Source organism: Pseudomonas sp. BT-42-2, assembly GCF_025847435.2.
Taxonomy (GTDB): Bacteria; Pseudomonadota; Gammaproteobacteria; order Pseudomonadales; family Pseudomonadaceae; genus Aquipseudomonas; species Aquipseudomonas urmiensis.
Genome location: NZ_JAOYTM010000013.1, coordinates 241,135 through 256,481 on the forward strand (window position 1 = coordinate 241,135; position 15,347 = coordinate 256,481).

At 61.6% G+C, this 15,347-nt stretch carries 13 protein-coding genes; 9 read left to right on the top strand and 4 right to left on the bottom strand.

What is annotated here, in order from left to right:
• Window positions 1-38 precede the first annotated feature (38 nt).
• Entirely contained in the window at window positions 39-710 is a 672-nt protein-coding gene (locus tag OIU19_RS17165) for a TetR/AcrR family transcriptional regulator (protein WP_264236013.1), read from the top strand.
• A 6-nt stretch (window positions 711-716) separates the two neighbouring features.
• Here the strand turns inward: OIU19_RS17165 and OIU19_RS17170 are convergent, their stop codons facing one another.
• A complete protein-coding gene (locus OIU19_RS17170; RefSeq protein ID WP_264236014.1) occupies window positions 717-1,724 on the bottom strand; it encodes a GlxA family transcriptional regulator in 1,008 nt (335 codons plus the stop codon).
• A gap of 274 nt (window positions 1,725-1,998) precedes the next feature.
• Here OIU19_RS17170 and OIU19_RS17175 point away from each other — a divergent pair, with 274 nt between their 5' ends.
• Window positions 1,999-2,469, top strand: a complete 471-nt coding sequence (locus OIU19_RS17175) for an FAD/FMN-containing dehydrogenase (protein WP_264236015.1) — start codon at window positions 1,999-2,001, stop codon at window positions 2,467-2,469.
• 12 nt (window positions 2,470-2,481) lie between these two features.
• Here the strand turns inward: OIU19_RS17175 and OIU19_RS17180 are convergent, their stop codons facing one another.
• Entirely contained in the window at window positions 2,482-3,231 is a 750-nt protein-coding gene (locus tag OIU19_RS17180; protein WP_264236016.1) for an NAD-dependent deacylase, read from the bottom strand.
• Window positions 3,232-3,360: 129 nt separating this feature from the next.
• Here OIU19_RS17180 and OIU19_RS17185 point away from each other — a divergent pair, with 129 nt between their 5' ends.
• The 4 genes from OIU19_RS17185 (at window position 3,361) to OIU19_RS17200 (ending at window position 6,973) form a co-directional block, all read left to right on the top strand.
• Entirely contained in the window at window positions 3,361-3,573 is a 213-nt protein-coding gene (locus OIU19_RS17185; protein WP_186553567.1) for a PLDc N-terminal domain-containing protein, read from the top strand.
• A gap of 69 nt (window positions 3,574-3,642) precedes the next feature.
• Complete coding sequence (locus OIU19_RS17190) at window positions 3,643-4,047, top strand: RidA family protein (RefSeq protein ID WP_264236018.1); 405 nt, start codon at window positions 3,643-3,645, stop codon at window positions 4,045-4,047.
• 186 nt (window positions 4,048-4,233) lie between these two features.
• Window positions 4,234-4,734, top strand: coding sequence for a GNAT family N-acetyltransferase (locus tag OIU19_RS17195; protein ID WP_264236019.1), 501 nt, complete (start codon window positions 4,234-4,236; stop codon window positions 4,732-4,734).
• A 142-nt stretch (window positions 4,735-4,876) separates the two neighbouring features.
• The gene (locus tag OIU19_RS17200) at window positions 4,877-6,973 is read left to right on the top strand and encodes an EAL domain-containing protein (protein ID WP_264236020.1); all 2,097 of its coding nucleotides are present in this window, start codon (window positions 4,877-4,879) and stop codon (window positions 6,971-6,973) included.
• Between the two features lie 45 nt (window positions 6,974-7,018).
• On the opposite strand, the gene OIU19_RS17205 is transcribed toward OIU19_RS17200, so the two are convergent.
• Window positions 7,019-7,843 (bottom strand): aldo/keto reductase, encoded by an 825-nt coding sequence (locus OIU19_RS17205; RefSeq protein ID WP_264236021.1) that lies wholly within the window; start codon window positions 7,841-7,843, stop codon window positions 7,019-7,021.
• 244 nt (window positions 7,844-8,087) lie between these two features.
• Here OIU19_RS17205 and OIU19_RS17210 point away from each other — a divergent pair, with 244 nt between their 5' ends.
• Window positions 8,088-8,972, top strand: coding sequence for a DMT family transporter (locus tag OIU19_RS17210; RefSeq protein ID WP_264236023.1), 885 nt, complete (start codon window positions 8,088-8,090; stop codon window positions 8,970-8,972).
• A gap of 98 nt (window positions 8,973-9,070) precedes the next feature.
• Here OIU19_RS17210 and OIU19_RS17215 read toward each other — a convergent pair whose 3' ends face one another.
• Window positions 9,071-9,979: a LysR family transcriptional regulator gene (locus OIU19_RS17215; protein ID WP_264236024.1), complete on the bottom strand. Its 909-nt coding sequence runs from the start codon at window positions 9,977-9,979 to the stop codon at window positions 9,071-9,073.
• Between the two features lie 354 nt (window positions 9,980-10,333).
• Between OIU19_RS17215 and katG (OIU19_RS17220) the strand changes: the two genes are divergently transcribed.
• A complete protein-coding gene (katG, locus tag OIU19_RS17220) occupies window positions 10,334-12,586 on the top strand; it encodes a catalase/peroxidase HPI (protein WP_264236025.1) in 2,253 nt (750 codons plus the stop codon).
• Window positions 12,587-12,955: 369 nt separating this feature from the next.
• Window positions 12,956-15,265 carry a catalase/peroxidase HPI gene (gene katG, locus OIU19_RS17225; protein WP_372353326.1) on the top strand — a complete coding sequence of 770 codons (2,310 nt, stop codon included), beginning with the start codon at window positions 12,956-12,958 and terminating at the stop codon, window positions 15,263-15,265.
• Window positions 15,266-15,347: the final 82 nt, after the last annotated feature.

Consider the following 15,347-nt stretch of genomic DNA (forward strand, 5'->3'; position numbering starts at 1 on the left):
ATCCCTGCCTTATTCCAATAAACAGCCTGTGAGTGGGTATGAGTGATTCTGTAGTCAGCCTCGGCGAGCCTGCCATCGAAGGGGGGCGCAAGGCGCGCAAGAACAACCCTGAGAAGACCCGCGAGGACATCCTCCAGGCCGCCATCAGCGAGTTCGTCCAGCAAGGCCTGGCCGGCGCCCGGGTCGACGCCATCGCCGAGCGCACCGCCACCTCCAAGCGCATGATCTACTACTACTTCGGCAGCAAGGAGCAGCTGTACGTCGAGTGCCTGGTCAAGCTCTATGGAGACATCCGCAAAACCGAGCAAAACCTCGACATGGAGGCATTGCCGGCCGAGCAAGCGATTCGCCGACTGGTCGAATTCACCTTCGATCACCATGATCGCAACGTCGATTTCGTGCGCATCGTCTGCACCGAGAACATTCACTACGGCGAATACGTCAAGCAAACCCCGGCCATTCGCGAAATGAGCAGCCTGGTCTTGCAGGCGCTGGCCAGGACCTTGCAACGCGGTGTCGAGGAAGGGGTGTTTCGTGCGGGCATCGAGGTCATCGACCTGCACATGCTGATGAGCTCGTTCTGCTTCTATCGGGTTTCCAACCGCCATACCTTCAGCGATATCTTCCAGATCGACCTGTCCGATGAGCAGGTCAAGCAGCGCCACAAGCAGATGATCTGCGAAGCGGTGATCAACTACATCCGCGCCTGACCGCCTTCACTCGCCCAGCCGTTGCTCGCGCGACGGCGGGTAGCCGAAGTACGCCGCATAGCACTTGCTGAAGTGCGATACCGAGACAAAGCCACAGGCCACTGCTACTTCCATCACCGACAGGTCGGAGTACTGCAGCAAGCGCCGGCTCTTGGTGATGCGCAGCTCCATGTAGTAGCGCCGTGGCGAGGTGCCCAGCTGAGCCTGGAACAGGCGGTCGATCTGCCGCCGCGAGCGGCCGCTGTAGGCGGCGAGCTGGTCCAGGCTCAGGGTCTCTTCCAGGTTGTTTTCCATCAGCTCGACGATGGTCCGCAGGTGCAGGCTCATCGACTTCTTAGCCCCTGGCCCGACCTGGCGATAACGAGCGCCGGAGAACGACAGGATCTCCTCGACGCCTTCGGCCAGGGCGTCACCGTACAAGCGCCGTACCAGGCCAAGCATCAACTCCATGGCGCCGTTGGGGCTGGCGGCGGTGAGGCGGTCGCGGTCCAAGGTGAAGCTTGCCGGGGTGATGCGTGTTTGCGGGCTGCGCTCGGCAAGGCTGGCGCGTTGTTCGGGGTGGATGCTGCAGCCATAGTCGGCCAGCACCCCGGCGCGGCCGAGAAACCAGGCGCCATTCCACAGCCCGCCCATGGCCAAGCCGTGCGCTGCGCAGTCATTGAGCATACGGTCGAGTTCTGGATATTTGAGTGGGGTGCGCAGGCCGCCACAGATGACCAGTAGATCCAATGCTTTGAGCTCGGCAGGATCGAGGTCGCTGGCGATCAGCTCCAGGCCCAGGTCACTGAGCACCCGCTCGCCATCCAGCGACAGCGGGGTAAAGCTGAAACTGTCGGCGCGCAGCAGGTTGGCGGTGACCAGCACGTCCATCGCCACGGTGAAACTGGCCATGGAGAAGTGTTCGAGCAAGACGAAATCGACCCGATAGGGCTTGTGCGCCTCACCGGTGGCGGACTTGAGCCGCAGCATGTTGCTGGTGCTGGTCTTCTTGCTGAAATGGCGTGGTGTGGGCACTGCGGACTCCGCTTGCTGGCTGGCTCGGGTGAGTGTGCTTGGGGGGCGGGGGAAAGACAACTGTGCCGGGGGTAGGGTGGTATTGGAGGTCGTGTTCAGGCAAGTCCTGGGCTTGGCAGTGCCGGCCCCTTCGCGGGCAAGCCCGCTCCCACAGGGCACAATCTCAACCGCAACGCGATCCCTGTAGGAGCGGGCTTGTCCGCGAAGAGGCCGCAACTGCCAACATCCATGTATGTGTTTTATGCTGCCCCTCCCAAGCACCCGAGAACCCGCAATGAAATACGCCATCGCACTGCTGTTCGCCTTGTTACCCGTCCTGGCCCAGGCCCTGGAGACCGGCGACAAGCTCGCCCCCTGGACGCTGCTCGATCAACACGATCAGGCCTATAGCCTTGACCCCAGCACGCGCATTTTGCTGGTAGCGCGCGACATGGACGCTGCCAAGCTGGTCAAGGCGGCCCTGGCCGAGCAGCCCCAGGGCTACCTTGAAGCCCGGGGCGCGGTGTTCGTGGCCGACATTCAACGTATGCCGGCGATCATCAGTAAGCTGTTCGCCATCCCGGCCATGCGCGACTACAGCTACCGCGTGCTGCTCGACCGCGATGGCCAGGTAGCCAGCCGTTATCCAGGTAAAGAGGGCCAGATACTGTGGTTGCAGCTGGACAACGCCCACCTGGTGGCGCAACAGGAGTACGCAGACGCCAATGCACTGAAGGCGGCCCTGGATCAGGCCAAGTTACCTTGAGGTCGTTTGCACTTAGCCGAACGCTTCTCTAAGCAGCTGCGGCAATAGCTGGCCAGCCTTGCCAGCGAGGGCAAACTCCCTGGCATGGCCAGTCCCTGTCACCTGTGGATTGATATGCACCACCCTGGCCCCGGCCTCAAGCGCCACGCCGGGGATCATAGCCGCCGGTTGCACCACGCCTGAGGTGCCGATCGACAGCAACAGGTCGCAATCGGCTGCCGCCAGAAACGCTCGGCTTAGCGTCTGCTCTGGCAAGTTCTCGCCAAACCACACCACCCCTGGGCGCAACGGGCCGCCACAGGCGCTGCACAGCGGCGGCTCGATGCGCTTGCCGTCGCCAGCGCCCTCGGGCAGCTCCAGTACCGCGCCCGCTGGTCGCGCGCAGTCAAAGCAACGCGCTGCATCCAACCGCCCGTGCAGGTGCAGGACATCCGCGCTGCCAGCGCGCTCATGCAAGTCATCGACATTCTGCGTGACCAAGGTCAGCTTCGGCACTCGCTGAGCCAGCTCGGCGATCGCCAGGTGCGCGGGGTTGGGCTGGGCCTCGGCTATGCCGGCCCGGCGCATCTCGTACCAACCCCAGATCAGCGCTGGATCACGGCGAAAGCCTTCAGCACTGGCCAACTCGGCCGGATCGAAACGCTCCCATAGGCCGGTGAGCTTGTCGCGGAAAGTGGCGATGCCGCTTTCGGCAGATACCCCGGCGCCGGTAAACACCACGATATGCCGGGCGCTGGCGAGCAGGCGAGGGTTGAAACGCATGCGAAGTCTCCAAGGTGCAGGGCAGAGCGGCTGTCCACTCTGCCAGCGTGCGGCGTGCTGGACAACATCCGAATGAACCCTTGGCGCTGGCTGCTACCCAATCCAGTACATGTTCACAGGAGAACGCTCATGGAAATCGGAACGCTCTGGATCATCGTCGCCGCCTTTGTGATCCTGATGGAGATCTGGGCCATTTGGCACATCATCGGCAGCGAGCGGCGCGCCGAACGCAAGATGTTGTGGATCGTCTTCGTCGTTTATGCACCGATTCCCGGTTTGCTGTTCTGGGCCTGGCGCGGGCCGCGGGCGGTCAAGGGCAGGGCAGTACTGGAGGAAAAATAGAATGGGCTTGACCTCGACTTTACTTGAGGTCTGATACTCGGTCGCTCTTTTCTCCGATGGAGCGACCTTATGACCAGTGCTTTGCAACTGTCCAATCCCGAAGGGCTGTATGACCCCAGTGCCAATGCCTATTCGCATGTCGCTGAAGTTCAGGCCGGTAGCCGTTTGTGGTTCATTGCCGGGCAAGGTGGGGAGGATGCCCAGGGCAATCTCTCGCCGCTGTTCGCTGAGCAGGCACGCCAGGCGCTGGCCAATTTGCGCCTGGCGCTGGCGTCCAAGGGGGCTGGACTTGGGCAGGTGTGCAAGCTGACGTTGTTGATTGTCGAGCATGATCAGCAGCGCCTGCGCCAGTGGGTGGCCGAGGCTGATCGGGCCTGGGGAACGCAGATGAAGCCCACTTGCACGTTGATTCCGGTGCCGCGCTTGGCACTGGATGGGATGTTGGTGGAAATCGACGCGGTGGCTGCGGTTTGATCGCGGGGTGCCAATACTGACGTCATCGCGGGGCAAGCCCGCTCCCACGCGGTCCTTCACTGCCATCACGCGGCGCGCCCACGGTGAAATACTGCGTGGGAGCGGGCTTGCCCCGCGATGACGTTGGCCCGAGCGACACCTGATCCAGGCGCAGATACAATTGCCTCTTTACCTCGCAGATCCGCCATGCCAGCCCCCATCGAACTGCTCAAGACCGGCCCCGAGCACGCCGACCTGATCCGCAACCTCTACCAGTTCTATGCCTACGAGTCTTCTGACTGGGAGCAGGAAGACGTGGAAGTCGACGGCCGCTTCTACATTCACCATGAACACATGGACCGCTATTGGCAGTCCCCCGGCTGGAGCGCCAGCCTGGTGCTGATGGACGGGTACATTGCCGGTTTCGTGCTGGTCGAGCGTAGCGAGCTGCCTGATATCGACGCCTTGGAGCTGGCGGACCTGTTCGTCCTGAAAAAGTACCGTCGCCAAGGACTAGGTCGCGCAGTCGCCCAGCAAATCCTTGGCAATCACCCCCACAATTGGTTGCTGCGTTGCTATCGCCAAGATCACCTGGCTATGGCATTTTGCAGCGCGGTGCTGGCAGACCTGCCACGCCCGGTCCAGTACATAAGCTTGGATGACGATACCGACCTGATCAATTACTGGGTACCCATGCAACCCCACTGATACCTGCCACAGCGCCTGCCAAAAATGTGACGCAGTTCACAAAATGCTTGGTTGCACGGCATAATGCCAGCACGTCTTATTCAAGGCCCGGCCGCCCTGGCCGGGGATTCATTCGTGCGTGTCGCAGGTTCAGGGAAACCCCATGTCGCCAGTTGCCAGTTCCGACATCATGTACCGGCTGTTGATCCAGAGCGTGGTGGACTATGCCATCTACATGCTCACCCCCGATGGCGTGGTCGCCAATTGGAACCCGGGGGCGCAGCGGGCCAAGGGCTACAGCGCCGATGAGGTCGTGGGCAAGCACTATTCCCTGTTCTATGGAGATGAAGACCGAGCAGCCGGGTTGCCTGAACAGAACCTGGAACAAGCGCGACGCACTGGCCGTTTCGAAGAGCAGGGCTGGCGGGTGTGCAAGGATGGCAGTGCGTTTCGTGCCCATGTGGTAATCGATGCGGTGCGTGATGAACAAGGCCAACTGCTAGGCTTTGCCAAGGTCACCCGCGACATTTCCGAGCGCCACCGCTACGAGTTGGAGCTGCTTGAGGCCAAGGTCCTGGCTGAACAGTACAGCCAGGAAATGGCCAACTTGTCGCGCTTTCTTGATTCGGTGATTGCCAACATCCCCGCCAGCGTCATCGTCCAGGATTTGGACAGTCAGCGCATCCTGCTGGCCAATCAGCAGGCCGAGCGCCTGTTCGGCAGCCAGGGCGCGAGCATGATTGGCCGCCTGCCGGGCGAATGCCTGCTGCCCGGCGCTGCCGAGTATCTGCAACTGCAGCTGGCCAACGGTGCCCGCAGCACCAAGGGTTATGCTGCCGAAACACGGGTCGATACGGCTCGCGGTCCGCGCACCTTGCGTAGCCGCGCCTTGCTCAGCCAAAAGCGTGAGGGCCAGGCCGACTACGTCATGTTCGTCGCTGAAGACGCCACCGAAGAGCTGGCCGCGCATGCGCAGATCCACCACATGGCCCATCATGACGCCCTGACCGGCCTGCCCAACCGCACCCTGTTCAACGAGCGGCTCAAGCAGGCGCTGCTACGCGGCGAAGACACCGGTAAGTTGACTGCCGCGCTGTGCCTGGACCTGGACAACTTCAAGAACATCAACGACTCCCTCGGCCATGCCTTTGGCGACAAGCTACTGCGCGCCCTGGGCAAACGCCTGCGTCGGGAGCTGCGCGAACATGACACCTTGGCCCGACTGGGCGGCGATGAATTTGCCGTGATTCTGGCTGGCCTGGACACCGCCGAATCTGCCTGCAACACCGCCCGGCGCTTGATCGAAGCCATGTGCCCGCCGTTCCAGATCGAAGGGCATCAGTTTTCGGTGGGGGTGAGCATCGGTATCGCCATCGCCCCGGACGATCACGACCAGGCCGAACAACTGCTTGGCTACGCCGACATGGCCCTGTACGAAGCCAAGCGCAATGGGCGCAATCGCTTTGAATGCTTCCACCTTGAACTGGACGTGGCTGCCCGCCAGCGCCGCCTGGTCGAAACCGACCTGCGCACGGCCTTGCACCTGGGCCAGTTGCAACTGCATTACCAGCCCGTGGTGGATCAACAGAGCCACGAGGTGACCGGCTACGAAGCGCTGCTGCGTTGGGAGCACCCCGGCCGCGGCATGATCATGCCGATGGACTTCATCCCGATCGCCGAAGAGACCGGGCTGATCCATGAAATCGGCGCCCGTGCGCTCAACCTGGCGTGCCAGGAGGCGGCCAGCTGGGGCACTGAGCAAGTGGTCTCGGTCAACCTGTCACCGGTGCAGTTCAAGAACGCCAACCTGGTGCATATCGTCGCCCTGGCGCTGTCCGATTCCGGTTTGTCGCCGCTGCGCCTGGAGCTGGAGATCACCGAATCGGTGCTGCTCGGTAACAGTGAGGAAAACGTGCGCACCCTGCGGGCGTTGAAGGACCTGGGCGTGTCGATTTCCCTGGACGACTTTGGCACTGGCTACTCGTCGCTCGGCTATCTGCGCTCGTTCCCATTCGATCGGATCAAGATCGACAAGTCGTTCGTCCACGACATGTGCGACAGCCGCGAGGCGATGTCGATCATCCGCGCTATCACCGAGTTGTCCAACAGCCTGATGATCAAGACCACGGCTGAAGGTGTGGAATCAGCTGAGCAGATGGAGCGCTTGCGCGCCGAGGGTTGCTCGCATTTCCAGGGCTACCTGTATGGTCGGCCAGCGCCCGCCAGCGAGCGCTTGAAAAGCGTGGCGTTGCTGGGCTGAAGTGGGCAAGGGCCGCTGCGCAGCCCATCGCAGCGGCCCCTGGGGTCAACTGCTCCAGTCTGGAGCAAACGCTGGGTTGACCACCCGCTGATCCTTCGGCAAGCCGGCGATCAGCGCCCGGTCCTGATCATCCAACTGCACCTGCAACGCCTCCAGGTTGGACAATTGATTGTGCTCACTGCTGGCTTTGGGAATCACCGCCACGCCGTCCTGGTCGAGCAGCCATTTCAACGCAACCTGGCTGGGCAGTACGCCGTGTTTGGCGGCGATGTCGCGGATGACCTGCTGTTCGGCGACCCGGCCACGGGCGAGCGGGGTATAGGCCGTCAGCGCCATGCCGTGCTGGCGGGCGTAGTCGAGCAATGGCTGCTGGCCGAGCAGGGCGTGGTACTCCACCTGAATCGCCGACAGCGGTGCGCCCAGCTCTTCGACCACTTGGCGCAGCAGGCCCAGTGGGAAGTTGGCCACGCCGATGCAGCGTGCCTTGCCTTCGTCTCGCAGCGCCACCAGGGTGTCGATGCTGCGCGCCAGGTCCCAGTCCTTGCCGGGCCAGTGGATATGAAACAAGTCCACCTGCTCGGTGCCCAGGGCGCGCAGGCTGTCCTCCAGCGATTGGCGCATCGCCGTTGGCGTCAGGCGATCCCACCAGACCTTGGTGGTGAGGTGGATCTGCTCACGCGCGACACTGCTATCACGCAGGGCCCGGCCTACCGCAGCTTCGTTGTCGTACGCCGTCGCGGTATCGATGTGCCGATAACCAAGCTCCAGCGCCTGGTGCACGGCGCGCGTGCACTCGGCGCCGGTCATCGGCCAAGTGCCCAGGCCAATGGTGGGCATGTCCAGGCCATACTGGGAGGTGAGCCTATGCATGAAAACTCCTTGTTCAGTGGTAGAGGCCTGGCCCATGGTGGTGCATCTGAACCGGGCAGACCATGCAGGGCCGAGCAAAAGTGGTCGATCAGCGAACGCAAATTGTCCGCAAAGGCGCTGTGACGGCATCGTGGCTATCGCAACCTGACTCATCTCTTCTAGAATCCGTCATTACCTGCGTGCTGCCGTGAGGCTGCGCAGGTCCCCAGGCGCGGCAACCGCCGACGCCACCTTCGAGAACGCCATGAGTTCGAGTACACCGCTGTCTGGAGTCAATCAGCCTCTACGAGGGATCGCGCTGGTCGTCGTCGCGACGCTTCTATTTGCCAGCCACGATGCCCTGTCCAAGTTCCTCGGCGGTCTTTATCCGATCATCATGGTGGTCTGGGCACGCTACCTGGTGCACACCTTGTTGATGGCCGGGATTTTCCTGCCCAAGGCCGGCATGGCGGTACTGCGTACCCATCGCCCGTTGCTACAGACCCTGCGCGCCCTGAGCCTGCTGAGCACCAGCCTGCTGTTCACTGCCGGCCTGCAATACCTACCGTTGGCTGAGGCAACGGCAGTCAACTTCCTCGCGCCGGTGCTGGTGACTGCCTTGTCGGTGCCGCTGCTCAAGGAACGGGTCACGTTCGGCCAGTGGTTGGCGGTGGTGATGGGTTTCGTGGGTGTGCTGGTGGTGGTGCATCCGGGCGGGGCGATGTTCACCCCGGCGATCCTGTTCCCGTTCGGTTCGGCGTTGGGCTTCTGCTTCTATCAGGTACTGACGCGTAAACTGGCGGTGTACGACAGCCCGACCACCAGCAACTTCTACGCAGGCCTGTGCAATACCCTGGTGATGACGGCGCTGGTGCCGTTCTTCTGGCAGACGCCGCAATGGCATCACGCTCTGTTGATGCTGGCCCTGGGCGGCTTTGGCATGACTGCGCACCTGCTGCTGACCCAGGCGTTTCGCTTTGCCGCGCCGGCATTGCTGGCGCCGTTCAGTTACTGCCAAATCGTCTTCGCCGGCCTGTTGGGCCTGCTGATTTTCGGCCAGGCGCCAGACACCACCAGCCTGGTGGGCATCGCCATCATCTGCCTGAGCGGGCTGGGCGCGGCCTGGATGCAGCGCGGTAAAAAGGCTTGATCTCAAGGTAATGCTGTTAACTTAAGATTTTGGGGCCGCTCTGCGCAAGCGACAAGGGCCTTAAGTTAACAGCTTTATGATCTCAAGGGGCTGGCAGTTCAGTTGCCCGAGGCCATGAACTGCAGGATCTGCTCGCGCAACCAGCGTTCGGCAGGGTCGTTGTCATGGGCGCTGCTCCAGGCCATCGACAGCTCGGCCTCGCTGATTGCAAAAGGCGCCGGGTCGGCGCGCAGGCTGCCGTCGTCCGCCAGGGCGCGGGCAGCATAGTCCGGCACTGTGGCAATTAATTCGGTATTGCGCAGCAGGGCGCGCAGGCTACCGAACTGCGGCACGGCCAGCACCACTTTGCGGCAGCGGCCAATGCGTGCCAGGTCCATGTCGATATTGCCGCTCATGTCACCTGAGAACGACACCATCACGTGTGGTCTGGCGCAGTATTCGTCGAGGCTCAACGGCCCTGGGCGGGCATCGGCGCGCAGTACTCGCACACCGATGTCACGTAGCTTGCGGCGCTTGGCGTTGGCCGGCAGGTCGGTGGTGTAGCTGACGCCGACCGAGATTTCCCCGGAGGCCAGCAGCCCAGGCATCAACAGGAAGTTGGCCCGGCGCACCACCACGCTAATCTGTGGCGCTTCTTCGCGCAGGGCCTGGAGCAGATCGGGGAACAGGCCAAACTCGGCATCGTCCGACAAGCCGAGGCGAAACACATTGCAACTGGTGGCAGGCTCGAACGCCTTGGCGCGGCTGATGGCAGCTGAAATCACATCCATTGCCGGAGTGAGTTCGGCAAAGATCTGCAGCGCCCGTGCCGTGGGCTCCATGGCACGACCATTGCGGATTAGCAATGGGTCATCGAACAGATCGCGCAGGCGGGCCAGAGCGGCGCTCACGGTAGGCTGGGAGATGAACAGCTTTTCTGCGACGCGGGTCAGGTTGCGTTCGAGCATCAAGGCTTCGAACACGACCAGCAAGTTCATGTCGACGCGGCGCAGGTCATTGCGGTTCATGAGGCAAGGGCTCTCGGGCGGTGGGCGTGGCGTCATATTCAAGCATGTCCGCGGCCTTGCTGCTTGTATCGATGTGCGCTGACAGAGTCAGGCTATTGGCAGCCAATACGGACTCTATTAGAAGTCTGGCGAGGCTCGACTAGTCTTGTCCCTGGCCCTGTGAAAAGCCTGCGCGGGCGGCGGGGCAGCACCTGGGTGCAAGACCCTGCTCTGCACGTGATGACACGCTCGCACGCCCGTATCGGCAAAGACCGACCCACCTGATGAGGGGTAGGCATGAGCCTTCGTGCTCGGCTGATCAAACCTGGCATAGACCGGAAATCTGGATAGAACCCGACCCAAAGGTAACCGCAGATGTCGAACGAATCGAAATGCCCGTTCCATCAAACCGCAGGTGGCGGCACCAGTAACCGTGACTGGTGGCCTGACCAGCTCAACTTGAACATTCTTCACCAGCATTCGAGCAAGTCCGATCCGATGGACCCGGATTTCGACTATGCCAAGGCGTTCAAGAGCCTGGATTTCCAAGCCCTGAAACAAGACCTGACTGCCTTGATGACCGATTCTCAGGACTGGTGGCCGGCCGACTTCGGCCACTACGGGCCGCTGTTCATCCGCATGGCCTGGCACAGTGCCGGCACCTACCGCATCGGTGATGGCCGCGGTGGCGCAGGTTCCGGCCAACAACGCTATGCCCCACTCAATAGTTGGCCAGACAACGTCAGCCTGGATAAGGCGCGGCGTTTACTGTGGCCAATCAAACAGAAATATGGCGAAAAGATATCCTGGGCAGATCTGATCGTGCTCACCGGCAACGTCGCGCTTGAGTCGATGGGCTTCAAGACCTTTGGCTTTTCCGGTGGCCGCGCCGATGTGTGGGAACCGGATCAAGATGTCTATTGGGGCTCGGAGAAAGTCTGGCTGGGCGGCGACACCCGCTACGGCAAGGCCCAGGCGCCCGGCCAGGGGGATCTGGTGGCCGAGCCTGCCAAGCATGGGGAAGAACAGAGCCGCACCTTGCAGGGCGAGCGCAACCTGGAAAACCCGCTGGCCGCCGTGCAGATGGGCCTGATCTATGTGAACCCGGAAGGTCCGGAAGGCAATCCCGACCCCATCGCCTCGGGCAAGGATATCCGTGAAACCTTCGGCCGCATGGCGATGAACGACGAAGAAACCGTCGCCCTGATCGCTGGCGGCCACGCCTTTGGCAAGACTCACGGCGCTGGCCCTGCCGATAATGTCGGTCCGGAACCTGAAGCTGCCCCCCTGGAGCAGCAAGGGTTTGGCTGGCATAACACGTTCGGCACCGGCAAGGGTGGCGACACCATCACCAGCGGCCTGGAGGTAACCTGGACCTCGACCCCGACCAAGTGGAGCAACGAATACCTGGAGAACTTGTTCCGCTTCGACTGGGAGCTGACCAAGAGCCCGGCGGGTGCCAACCAGTGGCGGCCGAAAAACGGTGATGGGGCAGGGCAGATTCCCGATGCCCATGATCCGAGCAAGCGCCATGCACCGTCGATGCTCACCTCGGACTTGGCGCTGCGCTTCGATCCAATCTACGAGCCTATCGCTCGGCGATTCAAGGACAACCCTGATCAGCTGGCAGACGCCTTTGCCCGTGCCTGGTACAAGCTGATCCACCGCGACATGGGCCCACTGGCGCGCTACCTGGGGCCGGAAATGCCCCAGGAAGAGCTGCTGTGGCAAGATCCACTGCCGCCAGCGCCGGCCGCGGTGATTGGCGAGCAAGACATCGCTGATTTGAAAACCAAGGTGCTCGCTAGCGGCCTGAGCGTCGGCGAGCTGGTAGCTACTGCGTGGGCGTCGGCTTCGACCTTCCGTGGCTCGGATAAACGCGGCGGTGCCAATGGCGCACGGTTGCGTCTGGCACCGCAGAAATTCTGGGCGGCCAACCAGCCCGAACAGCTGGACAAGGTACTGGCGACCTTGGAGAAAATTCGCAGTGAGTTCAGCGCGGGCGGCAAGCAGGTGTCGCTGGCCGACCTGATCGTTCTGGCCGGTACTGCGGCGGTGGAGAAGGCCGCCAAGGATGCCGGGCACACGGTCAGCGTGCCGTTCCATCCAGGTCGCGTCGATGCTTCGCAGGAGCAGACCGATGTCGAGTCGTTTGGAGTACTGGAGCCGCTCGCCGATGGTTTCCGCAATTTCTCCAAGGGCGCCTACAGCGTCAAGGCTGAGCGGCTGCTGCTGGACAAGGCGCAATTGCTCACCCTGACCGCACCAGAACTCACTGTGCTGATCGGCGGCCTGCGCGTGTTGGGAGCCAACCACGCTGGCAGCAAGCACGGCGTGTTCACCGACAAGCCCGGGCAGCTGACCAACGACTTCTTCCGCAACCTGCTGGACATGAGCGTGGAGTGGAAGCCGACCGCGGACGATAACCAAACCTTCGAAGGCAAGGATCGCAAGACCGGGCAGAGCAAGTGGACCGGCAGCCGGGTGGACCTGGTGTTTGGCTCGCATGCCCAGTTGCGTGCGCTGAGTGAGGTGTATGCCAGCACCGGCGCCGAGGCTAAGTTCGTCAAAGACTTTGTCGCGGCGTGGGTCAAGGTGATGGAGTTGGATCGGTTCGACCTGAAATAAGCCTAGGGTTGATGGCGGGGCACGCCCGTTCCTTTTTTGAAAGGGGGGGTGCCCCGTTTTTTTTGATCCAGCTGCATCGCAACTATCTGTGATGAGCGGCTGCAATGGCCGTTGGACCTGGTAATTCTGCTAGTTGAGGCATGCAAAACGGGCCAGTACCGTGCAGGTGCCTGCTATCGGAGTTTCACTATGTCTGCATGGATTGCCTCTTCGCTGAACGTACTGCACGTTCAGCCCCCCACGCTGCCTTCCTTTGACTCCGGTGCACACCCATTCGATCAGCGTTCGAAGGGTAGGCGTTTGCTGATCGACGCAAACAATCTGACGTAGATCGGAACCTGGATAGCAATAATGTGAAGGTAACCGCAGATGGCGAATGACTCGCAATGCCCATTCCACTATGCCGCAAGTGATTCCGTTACTGTGCAAAGCGTGCAGCAGGACCGCGCAGCACGTTCCGATCAATCGCCGTGTCCATACCAGAACGTTGCAGGGTTTGGTAGATCCAACCGTGACTGGTGGCCCAACCAACTTGACGTAAGTATCCTTCACAAAAACTCTTGCTTGTCCGACCCAATGGACGCGGACTTCGATTACGCCGCCGCATTCAGGGCGCTCGATTTTGCCGCGTTGAAAACTGATCTGACCTCCTTGATGACCACTTCCCAGCCCTGGTGGCCAGCAGACTTTGGCCACTATGGGCCGTTTTTCATTCGCATGGCCTGGCACAGCGCTGGTACCTATCGCATCGGTGATGGGCGTGGGGGAGCAAATACTGGCCAGCAACGGTTCGCGCCGCTCAACAGTTGGCCCGACAACGGCAACTTGGATAAGGCGCGGCGTTTGTTATGGCCTATCAAACAGAAGTATGGCAGAGGCATCTCCTGGGCCGACTTGATCATCCTCGCGGGCAACGTCGCACTTGAGTCCATGGGCGTTCCAACCTTAGGTTTTGCCGGCGGGCGGGTTGATGTGTGGGAAGCGGATGAGGTGACCAACTGGGGTTCGGAGAATGAGCAGTTAAGTGACCGCGATCGAGTCCCTGATAGCTACGACGCCACTGAACTGTCCCACCCATTGGGCGCCTTGATGAGTGGGCTGATCTATGTGAACCCGCAAGGCCCAAGAGGCGTTCCCAGTACCCACCAGGCGGCGTTGGACATCCGTGAAACGTTCCGTCGTATGGGCATGAACGATGAGGAAACCTTGGCTCTCATCGCTGGCGGACATACCTTCGGCAAAACTCACGGGGCAGCCGCGCCGGGTCCATATGTAGGCGCCGAACCAAACGCGGCAGGGCTCGAGCAGCAAGGCTTAGGTTGGCGCAACAGTTTCGGGCAAGGCCACGGGAACGATACGATCACCAGTGGCTTGGAGGTGACCTGGACCACAACGCCGACAAAATGGAGTCGCTTTTTTTTAACCAATTTGCTCGAGCTCAAATGGGAGTTGCATCGTAGCCCTGCTGGCGCCCATCAATGGCGCCCAACCACATCCAACTTGCGCGTTCCCTCTGCTCAGCCGGGAGGCAGTACGCCCCCGCCAGGGATGCTGACTACCGACCTCGCCCTGCGCGACGACCCCATCTACGGGCCGATTGCCAGACGTTGGCATGCTGCAGCTGCGCAAGGTGACGATCAACTGCTCAACGCTTTTGAGAATGCCTGGTACAAGCTGATTCACCGCGATCTGGGGCCACGCAGCCGTTACATCATTCCTGCAACAGAGCTACGGCATCCTGCTGCGGTCATCTGGCAAGACCCGCTGCCGGTCGCCGCCCCGCCTCAGTTGACCCCAGCGAACATTGATTGGCTCAAGCGCGAATTAGCGCAGGACTGGCTGCCACGAGAGCTCGTCTTCACTGCCTGGGCTGCTGCTTCAACGTATCGCGACTCGGACAAACGTGGCGGGGCCAACGGCGCTCGTCTGAGCCTCAATCCGCAGCGTTCTTGGGCAGTCAATGAGCCTACGTTGCTGCGCTTGACCCTTCAAAGGTTGCAGCGCCTGCGCACCCGTTTTGCTGGCGCACAAAACAATACGATTACCTTGGCGGATTTGATTGTGCTCGGTGGCAATGTTGGGGTAGAACAGGCCGCCTCGGCAGCGGGAGTCCAGGTGTCGGTGCCCTTCAATCAAGGACGTCGAGATGCCACACAGGCGCAGACCGAGCCTGAGTCATTCGCTGTCCTGGAGCCTGTGGCCGATGGTTTTCGCAACTATTCCAGCAGTGAGGCGTGCAGCGCCATCGCCGAGCGACTGTTGCTCGACAAGGCGCAGTTGCTAACCCTTACTGCTCCAGAGATGACCGTGCTGATAGGTGGTCTGCGTGTGTTAGGGGTTAATACCGACGAAAGTTCGCACGGCGTATTTACTACCCCAGAGCGGCTGGGAAGTCTCACCAACGACTTCTTCACCAACCTGCTGGACATGGGCACAGAGTGGCGGCCGACCACCGACACCAGCGTACTGTTCGAAGGCCGCCCACGGGGCCAACCGAATGCGCCAGTGCGCTGGACCGCCACGCGTGTCGACCTGGTGTTTGGCTCCCATCCAGAGCTGCGTGCGGTCAGCGAGGTGTATGCCAGCAATGATGGGCAGGAGAAGTTCGTCCGTGACTTCGTCGCAGCGTGGGTCAAGGTAATGGAGTTGGACCGGTTTGACCTACCGCCCAGACCATAACCTGGTCCAGGGCCAATCCGCTGCCAAGGTGTGGTGCCTGAACCGGCCTCTTCGCGGGCAAGCCCGTTCCCACAGTGTTTGA